Origin of the sequence: Aquimarina litoralis (assembly GCF_019295435.1) — a bacterium.
GTDB lineage: Bacteria > Bacteroidota > Bacteroidia > Flavobacteriales > Flavobacteriaceae > Aquimarina > Aquimarina litoralis_A.
Genome location: NZ_WEKL01000015.1, coordinates 88035 through 106832, shown reverse-complemented (window position 1 = coordinate 106832; position 18798 = coordinate 88035). Strand labels below are relative to the sequence as shown.

Annotated in this window: 12 protein-coding genes; 6 read left to right on the top strand and 6 right to left on the bottom strand. The window is 32.1% G+C overall.

Annotation, left to right across the window (positions count from 1 at the left end):
• Window positions 1–16 precede the first annotated feature (16 nt).
• Together GBO31_RS10245 and GBO31_RS10240 are read right to left on the bottom strand one after the other, a co-directional pair.
• Entirely contained in the window at window positions 17–1831 is a 1815-nt protein-coding gene (locus tag GBO31_RS10245) for a DUF4270 domain-containing protein (RefSeq protein WP_219008239.1), read from the bottom strand.
• Window positions 1832–1844: 13 nt separating this feature from the next.
• Window positions 1845–2654, bottom strand: coding sequence for a glycogen/starch synthase (locus tag GBO31_RS10240; RefSeq protein WP_219008238.1), 810 nt, complete (start codon window positions 2652–2654; stop codon window positions 1845–1847).
• Window positions 2655–2762: 108 nt separating this feature from the next.
• Between GBO31_RS10240 and panC the strand changes: the two genes are divergently transcribed.
• The 5 genes from panC (at window position 2763) to radA (ending at window position 7715) form a co-directional block, all read left to right on the top strand.
• Window positions 2763–3611: a pantoate--beta-alanine ligase gene (gene panC, locus GBO31_RS10235; protein WP_219008237.1), complete on the top strand. Its 849-nt coding sequence runs from the start codon at window positions 2763–2765 to the stop codon at window positions 3609–3611.
• Between the two features lie 19 nt (window positions 3612–3630).
• A complete protein-coding gene (panD, locus tag GBO31_RS10230) occupies window positions 3631–3981 on the top strand; it encodes an aspartate 1-decarboxylase (protein ID WP_219008236.1) in 351 nt (116 codons plus the stop codon).
• Between the two features lie 37 nt (window positions 3982–4018).
• Window positions 4019–4963, top strand: coding sequence for a lysylphosphatidylglycerol synthase transmembrane domain-containing protein (locus GBO31_RS10225; protein WP_343211303.1), 945 nt, complete (start codon window positions 4019–4021; stop codon window positions 4961–4963).
• A gap of 111 nt (window positions 4964–5074) precedes the next feature.
• Window positions 5075–6223, top strand: a complete 1149-nt coding sequence (locus GBO31_RS10220; protein WP_219008234.1) for an alpha/beta hydrolase — start codon at window positions 5075–5077, stop codon at window positions 6221–6223.
• Between the two features lie 121 nt (window positions 6224–6344).
• Window positions 6345–7715: a DNA repair protein RadA gene (gene radA / locus GBO31_RS10215; protein ID WP_219008233.1), complete on the top strand. Its 1371-nt coding sequence runs from the start codon at window positions 6345–6347 to the stop codon at window positions 7713–7715.
• On the opposite strand, the gene GBO31_RS10210 is transcribed toward radA, so the two are convergent.
• Both GBO31_RS10210 and GBO31_RS10205 read right to left on the bottom strand, forming a co-directional pair.
• Window positions 7716–9149: a hypothetical protein gene (locus GBO31_RS10210; protein ID WP_219008232.1), complete on the bottom strand. Its 1434-nt coding sequence runs from the start codon at window positions 9147–9149 to the stop codon at window positions 7716–7718.
• Between the two features lie 118 nt (window positions 9150–9267).
• Complete coding sequence (locus GBO31_RS10205; protein ID WP_219008231.1) at window positions 9268–10299, bottom strand: aldo/keto reductase; 1032 nt, start codon at window positions 10297–10299, stop codon at window positions 9268–9270.
• Between the two features lie 521 nt (window positions 10300–10820).
• On the opposite strand from GBO31_RS10205, the gene GBO31_RS10200 reads away from it, so the two are divergent.
• Window positions 10821–11039: a hypothetical protein gene (locus tag GBO31_RS10200; RefSeq protein WP_219008230.1), complete on the top strand. Its 219-nt coding sequence runs from the start codon at window positions 10821–10823 to the stop codon at window positions 11037–11039.
• Between the two features lie 58 nt (window positions 11040–11097).
• Here GBO31_RS10200 and GBO31_RS10195 read toward each other — a convergent pair whose 3' ends face one another.
• Together GBO31_RS10195 and GBO31_RS10190 are read right to left on the bottom strand one after the other, a co-directional pair.
• The gene (locus GBO31_RS10195; RefSeq protein ID WP_219008229.1) at window positions 11098–15666 is read right to left on the bottom strand and encodes a TonB-dependent receptor plug domain-containing protein; all 4569 of its coding nucleotides are present in this window, start codon (window positions 15664–15666) and stop codon (window positions 11098–11100) included.
• A 2-nt stretch (window positions 15667–15668) separates the two neighbouring features.
• Complete coding sequence (locus GBO31_RS10190; protein ID WP_246615838.1) at window positions 15669–18518, bottom strand: carboxypeptidase-like regulatory domain-containing protein; 2850 nt, start codon at window positions 18516–18518, stop codon at window positions 15669–15671.
• Window positions 18519–18798: the final 280 nt, after the last annotated feature.

The window sequence follows — 18798 nt, the reverse complement described above, 5'->3', positions numbered from 1 at the left end:
TTATTTTTTTTGTTGATTAATTGGTTGTTGATTCTGTATAAAAAATATCAAGTTTTAATCGTTTTTCTACAGGAACATTTGTCCCATTTCCATAAAGGATAGTTCCTTCATGAGATATTATTGACGAAAAGGGGATAATTAATTCGTCTTCATTATTAGTGGGGGTAAATCCTTCAGCATTAACAACTACGTTAACATTTTGGGACACTGACAAACCTAATTTTACATTTTCAGCATCTTCATTTAATAAGTTAATTAAATATCTTGTTAATTTTATTTTGTAAAACTCACCATTTTGATCACTATCTCTAACAATAGGACCCAAATGATCAGTCGCTGATAATATTGGGCTTGTTGTATTTAATGTAGGATCTAAAGGATAATCAAAAAGAACAGCTCCTGTATCCATATTAAAAATATAAATCCTTTCAGGTTCTGTTTCTCCTGATACCACAAGGTCTTGATTTATATAAAGTTTCATACTCGCTTCATTGATAAGCCAATCTCTACTTTTAAGGAAATCAAGCTCTGTTTTAACCTTTTCTTCTTCAGTAGGATTTTCAATAATAATAGGATTTTCATTTTCATCTAATATGAAATCTCCATTAGCATCAACCTCTACATATTTGTTAAAAAGATCTATTACAGCATACGCGCCTTGACCACCTTTAAGATACAAATTCTCCTCACCATTCTCCACATCTTGATTCGTCAATTCATCTTGAATTGAGCTATTGAGATCAGTGACAATACCGTTTACAATATTATTAGAAAAATTGAATGCTAAATCAGCTGTTCCTCTCTTAAACTCTGTAGTATCTCCATCTCCATCTTCATCATCTGTATCAATTTCATCTGTTTCAGAGGTAAAATAAAGGGTAAAATCAGCGTCAGTTATATCAAAAAACATTAGCACACCATCATTAGGAGCTGAATCGACTTTAAAATAAAGCCCTCTAAAATAGTTAAAGAAGTTATTGGCGTTACTTAGCTCAATGCTTCCATCTCTATCTAAAAAAACCTCTGTAAAATAATTGATAATTTCCTGATTTCCCGTTCTCAAAACATCAGAATCAGAGTTCAATATATTCGCGGCATCCGCAGCAGCATCAGAAAGCAACGCTCGTCTTAAAGCTGGAGCTGAGGTAGCAACTTGAGGCTCTCCATTAGTATCACCATCACTATCGCCATTATCAGCATCATCATCTGATTCATCTGCTTCTGATAACAATCGAATTTCATCTGGTTCAGGTATAAAATTGTTTATTTCAAATAACAATCGTTCTTCAACTGTTGCTCCAAAATTGTCATTGATATCGTTCGAATAATATATTTGTCTTTCCTCTATATCACCTGTTGTATCAAAATCTCTTAAGAAATATCCAGATCGATATACGGATATATTAATTTCATTTGACCCATATATAGAATCCAACTCATATGTATTAACAATCTCTCCATCATCATTGGTTTCTGTCTCAACTAATCTACTAAAATATGGGATCGTTAAAACTACACTATCTAGAACAGGGTTTCTACCAAAATCAGGATTAAAGCCCTCTGGTTGTACCTGTGCTACTATATTGTATGTAGATTTACCATACACCGGATCATTATAAATACCCAATAGATTATTAGGCAAACCACTGGTTTGTACTCTACCGAATTGCTGACTATAAGCTACTGGAGTAGCATTATACTCATTATCTTCAAAATTTACGTCTCCAATTACTTCACTTCCGACTGAATTAAAATCATCATCACACGATACCACAGTTATAACAACAGTTATCATAACCGTTATTTTGATCCAAACTTTCTTCAAATTCATAATAGTTTTCTTGCTACACCAGAACCTCCGTTTGATAGAAGGCTTCGTAGGCATCTGCAAATTCATCTGGTTTTTTATATTCTAATACAGGTTGATCAATAGTCTTTAAATGTTTAGAAAGCTCTTCTGGTATTTCTTCAGAACCTACGATTATGGCATCTGAATTATCAATAGCTACTTTCATAACATTATTATACGTTGGCTTGGCTAAATCTGCGATTTTCTCCTCTGCAATACCGTCAAACTTTACCTTTTCCAACATATTTTTATCTAATGTACCCTTATATCCATGATCATATACAGAAGTCACTATCTTACTATCATTAAATAATGGTTCATTAGCATAATAATTCCTTAAGTACAGTGGCAACATAGATGCTAGCCAACCATGTACATGAATCACATCTGGAGACCAGTTTAATTTCTTTACCGTTTCAATCACTCCTTTTGCAAAAAATATTGCTCGTTCGTCATTATCTGGAAATAAATTCCCGTCTTCATCTGTTAATGTTGCCTTTCTTTTAAAGTAATCTTCATTATCAATAAAATAAACTTGCATCCTTTCTTTAGGGATTGATGCTACTTTAATAATTAGCGGCATATCCAAATCATTAATAACCAGATTCATCCCAGAAAGGCGAATTACTTCATGTAATTGATGTCTTCGCTCATTTATGTTACCGTATCTTGGCATAAAAATTCTAATTTGTCCGCCTTTACTATTTACCATTCTCGGCGCTTCAAAAGACATGGATGAAATCTCAGTCTCTGGTAGGTAAGGTATTACTTCTGATGATACGTACAATATCCTCTTATCTTTCATATGGTCTACTTTTCTCGTCTCCTTCGGAATAAATTTTTGCAAAATTACGAAAATTTATGTAGTCTGCTAGTAATATCTTATTTTTGCACGCCTTTAACTTATAGATAAATGCGGGTACACGAGAAAAGACTGGACATCGAACAAGATGTTGCAGACTTACATAAACAAAATAAAACTATAGGTTTTGTCCCTACAATGGGGGCTTTACATGATGGACATCTTGCATTGGTTCAACGAGCGATTGATCAAAATCAAGTTGTAGTTGTAAGCATATTTGTGAATCCTACTCAATTTAATAAGTCTGAAGATTTAGTAAATTATCCAAGGACATTGGATGCAGATATTGAGTTACTCTCAAAAGTTTCAAAAAACATTATAGTTTTTGCCCCACAACCTAAAGAAGTTTATGGTGCTACAACTTCTTCTTTGAAGTATGACTTTCAAGGATTGGAATTCGAAATGGAAGGTAAGTTTAGACCTGGACATTTTGACGGCGTAGGTACTGTATTAAAACATTTATTTTCAATCGTATCACCAAYAAAAGCTTATTTTGGTGAAAAAGACTTTCAGCAATTACAGATTGTCAAAAAGTTAGTGGAGATTGAAAAAATGTCAGTTGAGATAATAGGCTGTCCAATTTATAGAGAAGAAAGCGGATTAGCGCTAAGTTCTAGAAATAAAAGGCTTAATGAAAAACAAATCCAAGAAGCTCCCCTCATTTACCAAACATTGAAACAAGTTAAGAATGACTTTGGCACAAAAAGTGTACTATATCTAAAGAATTGGGTTTCAAAACAATTCGAAGAAAACTCAACATTGGAATTAGAGTATTTTCAAATTGCTAAAGTATCTGATTTGAAACCAATTCAAAGAAAACAAAAGAACACTAAATATCGAGCTTTTATTGCTGCTTTTGCAGGAGAAGTAAGACTTATTGATAACATTGCCCTAAATTAAAAATAACTAAATTTGTAACATGTTTGTACACGTTGTTAAATCAAAAATTCACCGCGTTAAAGTAACTGGCGCAGACCTAAATTATATTGGTAGTATCACCATTGATCAAGATTTGATGGATGCCGCCAATATTATTGAAGGAGAAAAAGTGCAGATCGTTAATAATAATAATGGTGAAAGATTAGAAACTTATGCAATTCCAGGCCCTCGGAATAGTGGAGAAATCACTTTGAATGGAGCTGCAGCCAGAAAAGTAGCTAAAGGAGATGTGTTAATTCTTATTACATATGCGATGATGGATATTGAAGATGCTAAGAATTTTAAACCTGCGTTATTATTTCCAAATGAGGAAAATAACTTACTAAAATAAAAGAGTGAACCCTAAACTCGTTAAATTTTTAAAAATCGTGCTCCCACTATTGTTGGGAGTTTTTTTAATTTGGTATTTTTTAAGTTCCGCAACTCCAGAATATCGAACTCAATTATTACACAACATTAAAAATGCGGATCCTTATTGGATTGTCGCCTCTCTTATCCTAGGAATTATTTCTCACCTCTCGAGAGCATATAGATGGAAATTTTTGTTAAACCCACTTGGTTATCATATAAAATTACATAATAGTTTTATGGCTATAATGATAGGGTATCTTGCTAATCTTGGAGTGCCTCGTTCTGGAGAGGTATTAAGAGGATTAACCACATCCACTTACGAGAAAATCCCATTCGAAAAAGCTTTCGGAACTATTGTATCTGAAAGAATCACAGATCTTATCATGCTTATCATAATTACCACAACTGCTGGTATTTTACAAACAGAATATTTACTAAACTTTCTTGAAGAGAAAAATATAAACCCTTTATTAACTCTTGGAATTATCCTTTTATTAATTCTTTGTGGTTTTTTAGGATTAAAAATCCTCCAAAAATCCTCCAATAAATGGATTATTAAAATTAGAGATTTTGGAATGGGGCTTTTAGATGGAATGAAAAGCATATTTAATATGAAGCAAAAATGGGCTTTTCTTTTTCATACGATTCTCATCTGGTTCTTGTATATATTGATGTTTTATGTTATCAAATTTGCTGTTCCCAATTTACATGATTCAAGTATAGGAGTAATTCTAGTAGCTTTTGTTGTAGGTTCCTTCTCTATGTCTACCACAAATGGAGGTATTGGTATTTTACCTTTTCCTATTGTAGTAGGTGCAGTTTTTGTTTTCTTTGGTTTTGAAAAAAGTGATGGGGAAGCCTTTGGCTGGATTCTTTGGGGATCTCAGACTGCAATAAATATTGTAGTGGGCGCGTTATCATTCTTATTCCTCCCAATTTTGAATAGAAGTAAAACAACCTAACAAAAAACATTAAACCCCTTATAAACAATAGATTGATTATTTTTACAACTAATTTTACAGATTTAAAATAATTTATATCTTGTCACTCGCTTAACCTTAATCTTACTACTTATGAATAAAAGTATATTTCTAATTCTTGTATCTTTCTTTACATGTGTCTCATATGGCCAGGTAAAATATGAAACTTTCCGATCTATAAAACTAGATCAAAATAGAGATTTAAAGATTCAATTGCCGCGTAACTATGAGAAAAACGAAGACAAAATATATCCAGTTATTATTGTTTTAGATGGAGATCATCTATTTGAACCTGTAGCTGGTAATGTGGATTATTTTTCTTATTGGGAAGATATGCCAGAATCAATTGTAGTAGGTGTTTTACAACGTAAAACCAGAGAGGAAGATTGCAGATACGATTTAGCTAGTTATTTGCCAGAAGGAAAAGGAGCGGAATTTTTTGAGTTTATTGGTCAAGAGCTTTTACCTTATATTGACGAAACATATAGAACTGCTCAATTAAAGATGATTGTTGGTCATGATTATACCGCTAATTTTATAAACTATTTCCTATTTAAAGACAATCCAATTTTTCAGGCTTACATCAACTTAAGTCCGGAGTTGACACCTCCAATGGAAGAACGTCTTTTTAATGTGCTAAGTGGGACAAAATCCGATCTATGGTACTACCTAGCTACAGCAACAAATGATGCAGATAATATCAAGAAAAACTTAATCGCTGTAGACGAAAAACTTTCTACTATAGAGAATCCAGAAGTGAATTATTTCTTTGATAATTTTGATGAATCCTCTCATTACACTTTAGTTGGACGAGCAATTCCAAAAGCGTTAGAAACTATTTTTGAAATGTATCGCCCAATAAGTAAGAAAACTTATAAGGAAGACATCCTTACTTTGGAAACTTCTTTGTATGATTATTTAGTGGATATTTATGATACTACAGAGAAACTATACGGATTCAAACGTCAGGTAAGAATCAATGATTTTATTGCTATTTCTACTGCTATAGAAAAGAAAGAATTATGGGAAGAGCTAGAACCACTAGGTAAATTAGCTATCAAAGAACATCCTGAAACCATGTTAGGATATTATTACCTTGGTTTAGGTTATGAGCAACTAGGAGAACCTAAAAAAGCTATGAGAGCTTATGAAAATGGATTCTTATTAAATGAGGTTGCTTTTCTTACTAAAGATTATATGTTGGAAAAGGTAAATAAAATCAAAGAAGATTTTGGTTTTTAGCAAATTGATATTTTAAGAATTACCATATACAAAGATCCCTGCTTAAAGGGATCTTTTCATTTTTAGACTTTTATAAAAAAACAACTTAAATAATAGTATTTTTACCATCAATTTATAGGATATGGCCAAAACAAAAACTACTTTTTTCTGCCAGAATTGTGGCGCTCAGTATGCCAAATGGCAAGGACAATGTACTTCTTGTAAAGAATGGAATACTATCGTAGAAGAAGTAGTTCAAAAGGCTTCAAAAAATGACTGGAAAGATGCTGGTAGTAACACTTCCAAAGAACGTAGAGCTTCAAAACCATTAAAAATTTCGGAAATTGATTCGAGTCAGGAGGCTAGATACAATACGGATGATGGAGAATTGAATCGCGTGCTTGGTGGTGGATTGGTTCCTGGTTCACTAACACTATTAGGAGGAGAACCTGGTATCGGAAAAAGTACATTATTATTACAAATCAGTCTAAAACTACCTTATAAAACCCTATATGTTTCAGGAGAAGAGAGTCAGAAACAAATAAAAATGCGTGCTGAACGTATTCATTCTAAAACTGATAATTGTTTAATTCTTACAGAAACTAAAACTCAGAATATCTTTAGGCAAATAGAAGAGACAGAACCCGATATCGTCATTATTGATTCTATTCAAACCTTACACAGTGATTATATAGAAAGTAGTGCTGGAAGTATTTCTCAGATCAGAGAATGTACTACAGAATTAATCAAATTTGCAAAAGAAACAGCAACTCCTGTAATTCTAATAGGTCATATTACTAAAGATGGAAATATAGCGGGACCAAAGATATTAGAACATATGGTAGATACGGTACTTCAGTTTGAAGGAGACCGTAATCATGTATATAGAATTTTAAGAGCCTTAAAAAACCGTTTTGGTTCAACATCAGAATTAGGAATTTATGAGATGCTAGGGAGTGGGCTTAGAGAAGTTTCTAATCCTAGCGAAATTCTAATCTCTAAAAAGGAAGAAGAATTAAGTGGTACTGCTATTGCCGCTACTGTAGAAGGCATGCGCCCATTAATGATTGAGATTCAAGCATTAGTAAGTACTGCGGTGTATGGAACGCCGCAACGCAGCGCAACCGGTTATAATCTAAAACGCTTAAACATGTTATTAGCTGTTCTCGAAAAACGTGCTGGTTTTAGATTAGGAGCCAAAGATGTTTTTCTTAATATTACTGGTGGTATTTCTGTAGATGATCCTGCAATTGATCTAGCAGTTGTTGGTGCTATTTTATCCTCTAATGAGGATATCCCAATTGCTAAAGACTTTTGTTTTGCAGCCGAAGTTGGACTTGCTGGAGAAATTAGACCCATCACCAAGGTAGAACAAAGGATTCAGGAGGCCGAAAAACTAGGTTTCTCGACCATTTTTGTTTCTAAATACAATAAAATTTCTAACCGAAATAATACGATCAACATTCAACTTGTTGGTAAAATTGAAGATGTTGTAGAATACCTTTTTGGATAATTAGGTTTTTACATTAGGTCTCAAATAGTCTGGTAGTAAACTAGCTATATATTCAATATGACTTTTTGTATAAGTATCCTTCTGATTATATCTAAAATTATGATATAAATAAAACATAATCAACCTATTGTAATCGTCTAATTCAGAATCTTTAATAATTTTTACCAATTCTGAAGCTATTTCATCTTTTTGATCACTTTCGGCTAATGCCCTACCAACTCTTCTAATATTAGAATAATAGTGATTCTTACTTGGGTTTTTAACCCTAAAGCTTATACCATAAATCAAATCAGAAACATTAATATTTAAAACTTCCAACTCCTTAATATACGTCTCCCTTCTAGCCCATGCATAGCTGCCATCTGAATTTCTGTGAAAACGATCATTCATTATATTAAGATGAGCCCTTAAAAACACATCCCAATTATAACTTTCTGCAGAAAGTTGAGCAATATTCATAGCATGAATTCTTGGTCTTTGATCTTGACTACAACTGCCATAAACTATTCTTCCCCTTTTAAGTTCTAATGCTTTTTCTTTGGAATAATATGAAGCAATATAACCTTCTAACTCATCATGTCCACTATTACTCAAAATAGCTTCACTGCAGGCTTCTTCAAGTAATTGCTTAAATTCTAACTTTTTTGATAAATTTTCTTTTATAAATTTAGTCCTATTTCTATCCCATATTCTATACTTCTGATAATATAATTCATAATCTTCCTCATCAAGATCAGAATACTCCGGTTCTTTTTCATCAAAATTTTGATCTATATACTTGAAGAAAGCAGTTCTTTTGTTTAGTTCTTCGTTTATTATTGTTGATCTTCTACCAGTTTTTCTAGCTTGCTTAGGATGTATTGTCGTAGTTGTATCTATTAAACATTCAGAATACTGTATCATCCTTGCATATGATCTCGGTATTAATTTTGAAATCAATGGTTCATCTAAGTAAAAAACACCTATACTTTTATCTTTATACTTTTTAAATATCCACTTTCTATTTTGAAAACTAGTAAAATTATCAGCGCCAATTATTAAAGACCTTCCTTCTGGTTCTTCACTAATTTCAACTACTTCTTCATTCCTGTAATTCTTATATACCGATTTCACTATCAAATGAAACTTAGGCTCCTCTTTAATTTCATATTTCTTTAGAAAGTCATCCAACGTAATGTTAGACTGCAAATCCTTTACAAGTTTCTCGGTGTTTGATTTGACTTCTATGAAAAAACCTTTGGTTTGGGAAAATGAATAAAACTCCTTAGACAGGTCGCATTTACGAAAAGCTTCATTTTTATCTCCAACAATTTCCTGAAGTTTGGATATAGCTTCTGGGGAATAGATTAATCCATTTTCAAATTCATTAAATTCTGATTGAGCTATCGACGAACATGTCACCAAAAAGGAAAAAAAGAAAACTATTTTTTTCATGATAAAAGTATATTGTTGTTAAGTGCAATCTAGGATATCACAAGATATTCTGACACAAGGATTGAGCCAACTATACTTTTTAACGAGTAAAAGGTCGTCTTTATTTAGTTCTGCTTATTTATGGAGCTGGATTTGGTATTTGTGCATGAACTTCATTAATCTCATTGAGTATCTCATCCGATAATGTTAACTCGATACTACCAATATTCTCTTCTAACTGTTGTAGAGAAGTTGCTCCGATAATATTACTGGTTACAAAAGGTTGCTGATTTACAAAAGCTAATGACATCTGCGTTAAACTAATATCATATTTCTTGGCGATTTCATTATACAATCGAGTCGCTTTATAACTATTCTCGTTCATATATCGATTGTAATTTGGGAAAAGATCTACTCTAGAGTTTTTAGGAATTTCTTCTAAATATTTTCCAGTAAGCATACCAAAACCTAATGGTGAGTAAGGTAAATGTCCCATATTTTCTCGATGTAAAATCTCTGCAAGACCAATTTCATCTTTTCGATTAAGAAGGTTATAAGGATTTTGCACTGTTATCATTTTAGGAGCTCCTTTTCTACCTTCTTCAACATATCTCATCAAACCATATGCAGATTCATTTGAAACCCCTACCTGTCTAATTTTTCCTTGTTTTATAAACTCTTCTAAATATCCTAAAACCTCAGCAAAATTATCTTCCCAAGGATCATTTTCGTCATGAGTATATCCAAGCTTTCCAAAGTAATTCGTATGCCTCTCTGGCCAATGTAATTGATATAAATCTATATAATCGGTTTGTAGTCTTTCTAAACTTTTGTGAATCGCATCTTCTATTTCCTCTTTACTAAATCCACCAGTTCTTATATGTTGAGAAAACTCTGCAGGTCCAACAATTTTAGAGGCAATCACTACATCTTCTCTCTTACCTGATTTCTTTAGCCAGCTTCCTATTACACGTTCTGTACTTCCTTGTGTCTCCTTTTTTGCTGGCACAGAATATAATTCGGCAGTATCTATAAAATTAACTCCTTTACTGATTGCATATTCAATTTGCTCATGACCTTCAGCCTCAGAGTTTTGCTCACCCCAAGTCATGGAACCTAAGCAAATTTTACTAACTTTTATATCTGTATTGGGTAACGTAGTATACTTCATGCAATTATTTAATTTTCTGGAAAATATTAAGATCCAAAATTAAAAACTCTCTTTTTAGATATTCCAAAAATTATCTTAATTAACCTCCAAAGTGGGGATCTTATCTACAGTTATCATACTTCGTTACACAGATTAACTAACAACTAAAAAGCATAAAAAAAACACAATTATTTGATTATTAATGTTTTGTACTGTTTTTCATCTCATGGCATAATTATTTCTAATATATAATTAGTTGCGCTTTGAACTTTGCAATGATGAATAAAAAATAGTATTCACACGTACCAACCAAAAAAAAAGAGAATCATGTATTCTCTATAATAAAGAGTTGTTTCATTCTTCAACTCTGTACTCTTTTAACCTGATAAAGAGCTTCTTAAAAAAGAAGCTCTTTTTTTATATCAAAACTATTTTACACATAAAATTTTCAAAAACATATATAATTATATACAATTTATGTTTTTTGTATATATTTTTATATCTTTAGAATAAATTCACACAATTTATGCTTACTTAAAGTCATGCTCAATACATATTATAGAAATCTCACTAAAAAGGAGAAGCAATTTGCTATCAAAAGAATTGCCTCTAAAACTTATTTTACCGAAGAAATTGTAGAAAAGGTATTAAAACGTTACAATCCACTTATGGAAATTAAAGACAATAGGATTGCTATACATAAAAATTCATACCACAAACTAGTTCGTGAAATTTATAAAGAGTATTCAATGACCGCATAAAAAACGGATGCAGTTTTACCCAAAAACTACATCCGTTTCATACTTTCTTAACTCATAACTATTCTGCTATTTGTAGATGATTACCAAAAATCCATCTCTTATATTCACTAGCATAATACTCATATACTGTACTTGCTGGAGCTTGATATTTCCCTGCGATATCAGCTTTTAGATCTATGGCTATCTTTTTTACTTCGTTAGGAGCAAACTCTCTCCAATAAAAGACTAGATAATTATCAAAGATTTCATAAAATGCCACCTTTTCTTTTTCTAAAATTTCCTTTAATTGCCATGGTTGTACTGATGTTCCTGATGGAATACCGATAATTGCTGTAACCATTGGCAATCCATTTGAGGTAAGATTACTTACTTCAATATTCATTCTTGCATTATCACCAACCTTATATTGATTATTTGCTATAGTAGTTTTCAAATCCACTTGGCATTTTTCTGAGGAATCTGGCAAAAAACTATCCCATTGTATATCTATTGCATATGGAAATGTATGCTCAGAATTTTGAAAGTTAATTTCTATTTTCTGTTTGCCTTTTGTTATATAATCTTCCAAACCTTTAACCTCCACTTTTCCAGATTTATTAATTTGAAGCCTTTGAGTTAGTTTCCTACTATTGATAATTATTTCTAAAGCTTCATCTTGACCAATTATTTTACTTTTTTGGCTTTTTGTATACTCAATTAGTGCTTTTAGGGCCATACAGGTTGATTGTGTAGCGCCAAATCTTCCATGCTTTCTCTTACTTACTAAATATTCAATTCCTTTAGATATTAATGCATAATCTTTATGTTCTTCTTTCATTAATGCTAGAAGAGTAAAAGCTACTGTTTCTATATTTTTTGAATCTCCGTACGATCTAGTTATTGTATTTTCTACAGCTAACTTCCCAAAACCAAACTCCTCAATATGTTCTTTTATTTTGGCAAGAAGCGTATTACCTTTTTCGTTTTCACCATAATTGAAGCTAGCTGCTGCTAACAAAGCCATTCTATAAACATCATTACTTTTTAAAGCTTCATTATAAGTTACTTGATACTCCTTGCTTAGGTCAGTTTGTATACCAGACTCACTAATTGCATAAACTATATATGCATTAGCTACATTCAATGGAGAACTGGCGAAGCTATCGTATCCTTTTTTGCTCTTTTTGAATCCTCCTTTTCCATCTTTTCTACTCATTAACCAATTTACAGTTCGGTCAATCATTTTCTGATCAACTTCGGAGTATACTTCTTTCATTTCAGTGAATTCTAAAAGTCCATAAGCTGTTAATGTTTCATGAGGAGGTGTTTTCCCAAACCATTCAAATCCTCCTTCTTTTGTTTCAAAGCCTATTAATCTTTTGTATCCTTTTTTAATAAAATCCATTGCCTTTTTTTCTATTTCTGGATTACTTTTCCCTGTTTCTCTTAGATATTTTAATACCAAAATATTAGGATACGTACTTGATGAAGTTTGCTCAAAACAACCATATGGTTGTTGTATCATGGATTCAATACCGTTCATTACATCTCCAACAATATCAGTATAAACAGTAACTTCCGCCTTGAGACTATTACCAACAACATTATCTATATGAAAATCAAAAGATTGATCCCTATCTCCTGATATGGAAACTTGTGTTGGGAAATAAGGGCTTAAAATAGTTGCCTCTTTCTTAATTGTATCACTATACTCATTTGATTTCACAGAGGCAGTGATGAAAGTTTTATTCTCTTTAAGAACTGGAACAACTTTGATATTTTTTATCATCGAAGAATTAGCTTCAACGATAACCTCAGAGTTTATACTATCTAATAATTTTATACTTTCAGGTAATTCTAAAGCTAGATCAGTTTTTAACCTTTGGGTAGATTCATTAATAATAGTAACCGGTAAAACTACAGTATCATTGATCGTTAAATAGTTAGGTGCTTTAAAAGCTAAGCGAAGTAATTTTTTAGTACTATAGTTCTTTTCTTTTCTCCCGATCAATCCATTGTAGCCCAATCCTTCTGCTGTTATTTTAAAAGAAGTTATTTCATCTGTGTTATAAAATGATATTTTCGCTTGTCCCAATTCATCCGTTTGTACTACAGGATTCCAATATATTGTTTGTCTAAAATCAGTTCGTTCTGACGGTAATGAAACACCTTGATAAACCGGAATATAAAATTTTTTTTCTATGTAATTAACTTTTAAAACATTATCATTAAAAAACTCAACTGCATAGTTGTTAAACTTAGCATTGTTCAGTTTCTTTTTATTCCAATTGTTAAAATAATTACCGTTTTTTGAAGTAATCAGAATGACTCCACTATTACCCCTACACCCATAAATTGAAGCTGCAGCCGCATCTTTTAGTACTGTTACAGACTCTATATTTGAGGTATTCATAACATTAAAATCCGCAACATTCATCGGTACGCCATCCACTACTATCAAAGGCTGACTATTGCCCGATAGCGCTGCTGCTCCACGAATATTAATCTTTGAACTATTACCATAAACACGATCTGCATTTGAGATTTGTATTCCTCCTATTCTACCTTGCAAAAGCCCTATTGGATCTGTTCCTTCTTCTATCTCCTCTGATTGTACTATTGCTTTACTACCAGTTATTGATTTTTTGTTTGTCACACTATAACCTACAATTACAACTTCTTCTAAGGCAGCGCCATCTTCACCTAGTGCAATAGAAGCTTTGGCTTTTTTACTAATTTTCTTTTGTAAAGGTTTCTTTACTCCAAAAAAGCCTTGTATTTCTGAAGAGTCTTTGATTATTGAGCTTTTTACATTAGCGTACTTTGATTGATTAGGTTTATCTTTAATTATTCGCAACGAAGTATTCGTATCTGTATATGCGATCATTGTGTAAGATTTTCTTTCTAGCTTAAAAGAAAAACGTCCATCTTCTTTTGTTTTCATTGTAAAAGCCTTATTACCATTTGGGTCAAATACAATTAGATATGCTTTCACGGGTGCGCCTTTTTTATTTACTACTGTTCCAGATTGAATAGATTTTTGTTCTAGTCCGAATTTGCTATTCTGCATTGTTATTTCGTTATTAATTAAATAGTCTCTCCAACCATGAGTCAACATTACATAATCTAGTGCTTTAGAAGCTTTCGGTTCCTCTTGATCAAAATAAAATACAGGCTTATGGATCTTTCCTTTTAACTCTGAAGACATTAGAAAATAAGATATTATATGATCCTGTTTATCATCGGCAAAAGAAAGTAATTTGTTATTCGCAACCGCAACCGAAAGATTTGACGAAATTGGAACACCATCCGAATCGGTAGTTTCAATAGTCATTTCTACTTTTTCTCTGGTTTCGTATTGTTCTTTATTCAGAGAAATATTAATGTTCAGTTCTTTATGTAAATTTAGAAATACGAGTCTCTCTGCAATTGGAATATTTTCTTCGGTAAGCAACGTAAACTTGGCAATACCTTTTGGAAAGTCTTTTGTATCAACTGTAACGATTTTCTGGTTACTTTTTATTTTTTTATTTGCTAAAACACCTGTACTATTAGAAATCTCAAGTTTAAGTTCTTTCGGGTTATTGGAAAAGATTTTTAACCTTGTTTGCAAAGAATCACTCATCACGGAGAAACGAACACCGTCTTCATATACTTTAGGTAGTAGGAACTTCTTTTCTGAAACAAATGGTTCTTTTATCTGAGCATAATATGAGCTATTTTTTGATACTTTATCAATATCAAATCCACCCATACCATCATGATAACTGCTAAATTTTGTTATATAATTTCCCTTTTCGTCTATAATATCCCCTGAAATATCTGCTGGTTTTCCGAACTCGTTTATTGCTTTAAAAGCTATAGTATTTTTCGTTCCTGCAATGATTTTACCACTTTCTGGAAAAAACTGTAAATCAATCGTATCTAACAACACAGGAACGCTTCTAGAAATAGACTCTGTAGAACCTTGATGAGGAACTAATATATTTAAAATAACATCGGATGTATTTAAATCAGAAGGTAATACAAAAGCTGGATTTGCCTTACCTAATTCATTCGTTTGTATACTCTTTGAATATGTCTTTTGTCCAGCAATGGCTACCTCAAAAGTTATTTCTTTATTTTTTAAAGGATTATTTTTTAAATCTTTTACCTCAAAATTTGCAACTACTTCTGAGGATTTACCATAACTTTCTTTCTCAAATTTTAACTTCAATAATAAATTCGGTTGTACTATTTTTTGGACAGTAATCTTCTTTGTAAAAAAAGCATCTTCTCCATAATTCCTCATCCATTGTGTGTACATTTTTAAGGTATATATGCCGCCAACCCAATCTTTTTGTATATCAAAATGTCCATATGAATAACCCTGTTGGATAGATAAATTCCAAGATTTTACAATAGCTCCTTTAGGAGAAATTAGTTCTGCATATAATACCTCACTTAGTTTTGTGATTTTATGTTCTGAATCGGTAACATATGATTTAAACCAAATCGTCTCGCCTGGAAAATAGAAAGATCGGTCTGTTTGTGTATATATTTTCTCTATTAGATTAGGTTGTGTTTCCTTTACAGTAAAAGCAATTGATATAGCGCTTAATAGAAATAAAACAATTCCTCTTTTTATATGTTTACTATCTATTTTCATAGTTATATTTTTAAGTTGATTTTAAAACCGATCTCGCTCGTGATTGGTGTATTAAAAAAGTTAAGTCCTTGGCTAGATTGTTGATCAAACAAATTACTATAAGGTGATGCTCCTCGATATTTAGACCATGTAAAAAGGTTGTTTGCGTAAACCCCTATGGTAAAATCTCTCAAAAAGTGATGGGTCTTATTTTTAGCAATATCATACGAAAAATTGATTGATTTCAAATTGATATAGCTTCCATCCACAATAGCATCTTCATCAACTCCCGAAAAGCCATATCGAACAAATTTGTTTCCAGAAAGCCCATTATTAGGATTAGCAAAATCTACTGGAATTGTATTTCTTTCTCCTTGTTCATTGACTCCGTCAAAAACAAAACCCGTAATCTCTCTTTGCTTTGCCGATAATTCAGAAACACCAAGGTAGTTCAGTACATTTTGTGTACCATTCCAAACATCTCCTCCTTTTTGAAAGTCGATTAAAAAACTACATCGAAATCTTTTCCAACTAAATGAATTAGTAAACCCTATCGTATACTTTGGAGTTGGATCTCCAATAACCTTTTTATCTAAAGCAACTAATGGATACCCTTGATCATCAATGATGATATTATTTTGATTGTCTCTTTCGTATGCAGACCCCACAAATACTCCAGCAGGTTGGCCTTTGATTAGATTTTTTGAAACCGAGGAAAATCCTGCAATCGGTATACGATCACTACTATCCAAAATATCTAATACTTCAGTTCTATAACTAGAAAATACAATTCCAGGAGTGTAAGAAAAATTATCATAACCGAATATGTTCACATTCATATTTGCCTCAAACCCTTTATTAATGACATTAGCTATATTCTTAAGTTGAAAATTGTTTTGTTTCAAAACAGGAAATACGCTATTGTCTATTCTATTGTGAAAATAAGTAGCCCCAAAATCAAGGTTGACTCTATAGAATAGCTCTATCCCTATATTTGTTCCAAGTTCATAACTCTCTTTTTCTTCAAGAGCTATATCATTGGTCACAAATAAATCATTATTGGCTGTGTATGAAAAGCTTTCTTGTGGATTGATCAACAAACTATTATGACTTTGATTTTTATAGAATAATGGGGTGTCATTTACATCAAAAGTTGTTCTTGCAGAAAGAGTGAACCTTCTTAACCAATGTATATGCATATGATTTTCAAGATCAGCTTTAATTTGAAGTGTTGGTAACAACCACTTGCTATTTTGTATGGAAGAGGCATAAGAATTATTACCTGCAATTATTGTGGTACTCAGATCAGCGATAGTATATGCGAATTTGTGCAACATACTAAAGGTATTTCTTTCTAAACTTTGAGTACGTTCACTACTTATTTGTGGATTATTAAAATCAAAGCCAGAAAATTGTGCTGCCTCAAAAAGACGATAATTCAAAGTCTGATAGTTATAATTAATTTTAGAGTCAACCTTTATTTTAGAGCGGTCATTATATTTCTCCAATCTAAATACTACATTAGAATCGAATTCATTTGCATCAATATTTTTCCCGCTTGTATATCCTTCTGAAAATCCAACAGTACTTCTTGGCAGGCCAAACTTTTCTTCACGTGAAGCATTAGAATAGTGAAAAATAGTTTTAAAATAGGCATCATTAGAAACTCTAAATCTATTTTGTAGACTTGCAATAATGATATTGTTTGCTACTTGATTTTGGTTCGTTTTTAACAACCACTTTGGATTGTTAAACCTATTACTAAAACTCCGTTGCATATTATCCAAAAGTTGGATGCTTTGCTTATTTTCAAAACTTATCGGAGTTGTATATGCATTAAGTAACAAGTTATTATGAAAACCATTAATATTTGGTTGGTTATCGATAGTATTGTTGTACTTAATAAAAGCATCCCATAAGACAGGTTTGTCTAATCTTTTCGAATTCTTATAAGCTAATGTAAACTCATTATGTGTACTTCGTTCTTCTCCAAAAATGTCTTCAACGGTGCTGTTTTGAAAATCAACACTATAAAAATCATTCTGTGTTGAAACGTTAACAAACAAATTATTTGATGTTTTAACGGATGTTCTAAAAATACTATTGTTATAAATATTTGCTGGGCTACCATTCCCATTTCCTAAAGAGACTAACCTTCCGTTTTGATCAAAGTCATATGCAGTTCCATCAAACTCTAAGGATTGTATTCTAGGACCAAATGAAAAAATTTCATTGGTCTCCGGACCGAAAAAGGTATTCTGGCCATTGAATGGAATTCCTTGGGCATACACCGACTGAAGCTCTGGAAGATTGGTATTCTTTACAAATTGAAATCCGACATTAGAATTCCATCCTAGTTCATAATGTATAGAGGGACGGAAGTAAGAGAGTTTTACTTTATCATTTCTAACGTCAATTTTTCTAATCCTCGAATGATCGAAATATGCCCCATTTTTATTATACGTTTTGAATACACTTTCCAGGCCCGGAATTTCTACTTTTTCTTCAGAGATATTCTTGATCGCATTAGCATAAGCATCACTTCTTATCTTTTGGATAGGTTCTTTCTTAATCATAGCAGCACTACTTTCTTCTCCAAACATTTGGGGAGTAACTAACACCTCTCTACGATTAAAGCCTATATATGAAAAAACAAGAATATCGCCGATGTTACATTTTATACTATAATTTCCATCGAAATCTGTTTGTGTTCCAATAGTGGTTCCGCTAATCATTATATTTACTCCTGGCAATGGTAAACCACTTTCATCTGAAAGAGTTCCAGAGACTACCCCTTCCTGACCAAATGCCTGGATTGAGATTAAAAATATAAGAGCTATTCCATACTTGATAAGTATTCTATTCTTCATCATAATAAGTTATTTAGTTACTTCCAAATGTATTTTACAGGACTGCAGTAAAAAATGAAGAATGAGGGAACCATTACTTTGGTTGAGGGAAATAACGTTTCATAAAATGTGGGAATATTATAAAAAAACGGACGCAGTTTTACCCCATAACTACATCCGTTTAACAACTAACCAACCTAAAAAATTAATTCCTCTCGCATCCAACCTTAATTATCTTTTTAGATTGATGTAAAGGTATTACCAAAGGGTTATTTATAAAACCATGATTGAGGGAAACGGTATT

Excerpts from the sequence above, each read along its gene's own strand:
- GBO31_RS10205 (WP_219008231.1), bottom strand. The coding sequence starts at position 10,299 with ATGAAGTATACTACGTTACCCAATACAGATATAAAAGTTAGTAAAATT.
- GBO31_RS10200 (WP_219008230.1), top strand. The coding sequence starts at position 10,821 with ATGCTCAATACATATTATAGAAATCTCACTAAAAAGGAGAAGCAATTT.
- GBO31_RS10245 (WP_219008239.1), bottom strand. The coding sequence starts at position 1,831 with ATGAATTTGAAGAAAGTTTGGATCAAAATAACGGTTATGATAACTGTT.
- panD (WP_219008236.1), top strand. The coding sequence starts at position 3,631 with ATGTTTGTACACGTTGTTAAATCAAAAATTCACCGCGTTAAAGTAACT.
- GBO31_RS10195 (WP_219008229.1), bottom strand. The coding sequence starts at position 15,666 with ATGAAAATAGATAGTAAACATATAAAAAGAGGAATTGTTTTATTTCTA.
- GBO31_RS10210 (WP_219008232.1), bottom strand. The coding sequence starts at position 9,149 with ATGAAAAAAATAGTTTTCTTTTTTTCCTTTTTGGTGACATGTTCGTCG.
- GBO31_RS10240 (WP_219008238.1), bottom strand. The coding sequence starts at position 2,654 with ATGAAAGATAAGAGGATATTGTACGTATCATCAGAAGTAATACCTTAC.
- radA (WP_219008233.1), top strand. The coding sequence starts at position 6,345 with ATGGCCAAAACAAAAACTACTTTTTTCTGCCAGAATTGTGGCGCTCAG.
- GBO31_RS10220 (WP_219008234.1), top strand. The coding sequence starts at position 5,075 with ATGAATAAAAGTATATTTCTAATTCTTGTATCTTTCTTTACATGTGTC.
- GBO31_RS10190 (WP_246615838.1), bottom strand. The coding sequence starts at position 18,518 with ATGATGAAGAATAGAATACTTATCAAGTATGGAATAGCTCTTATATTT.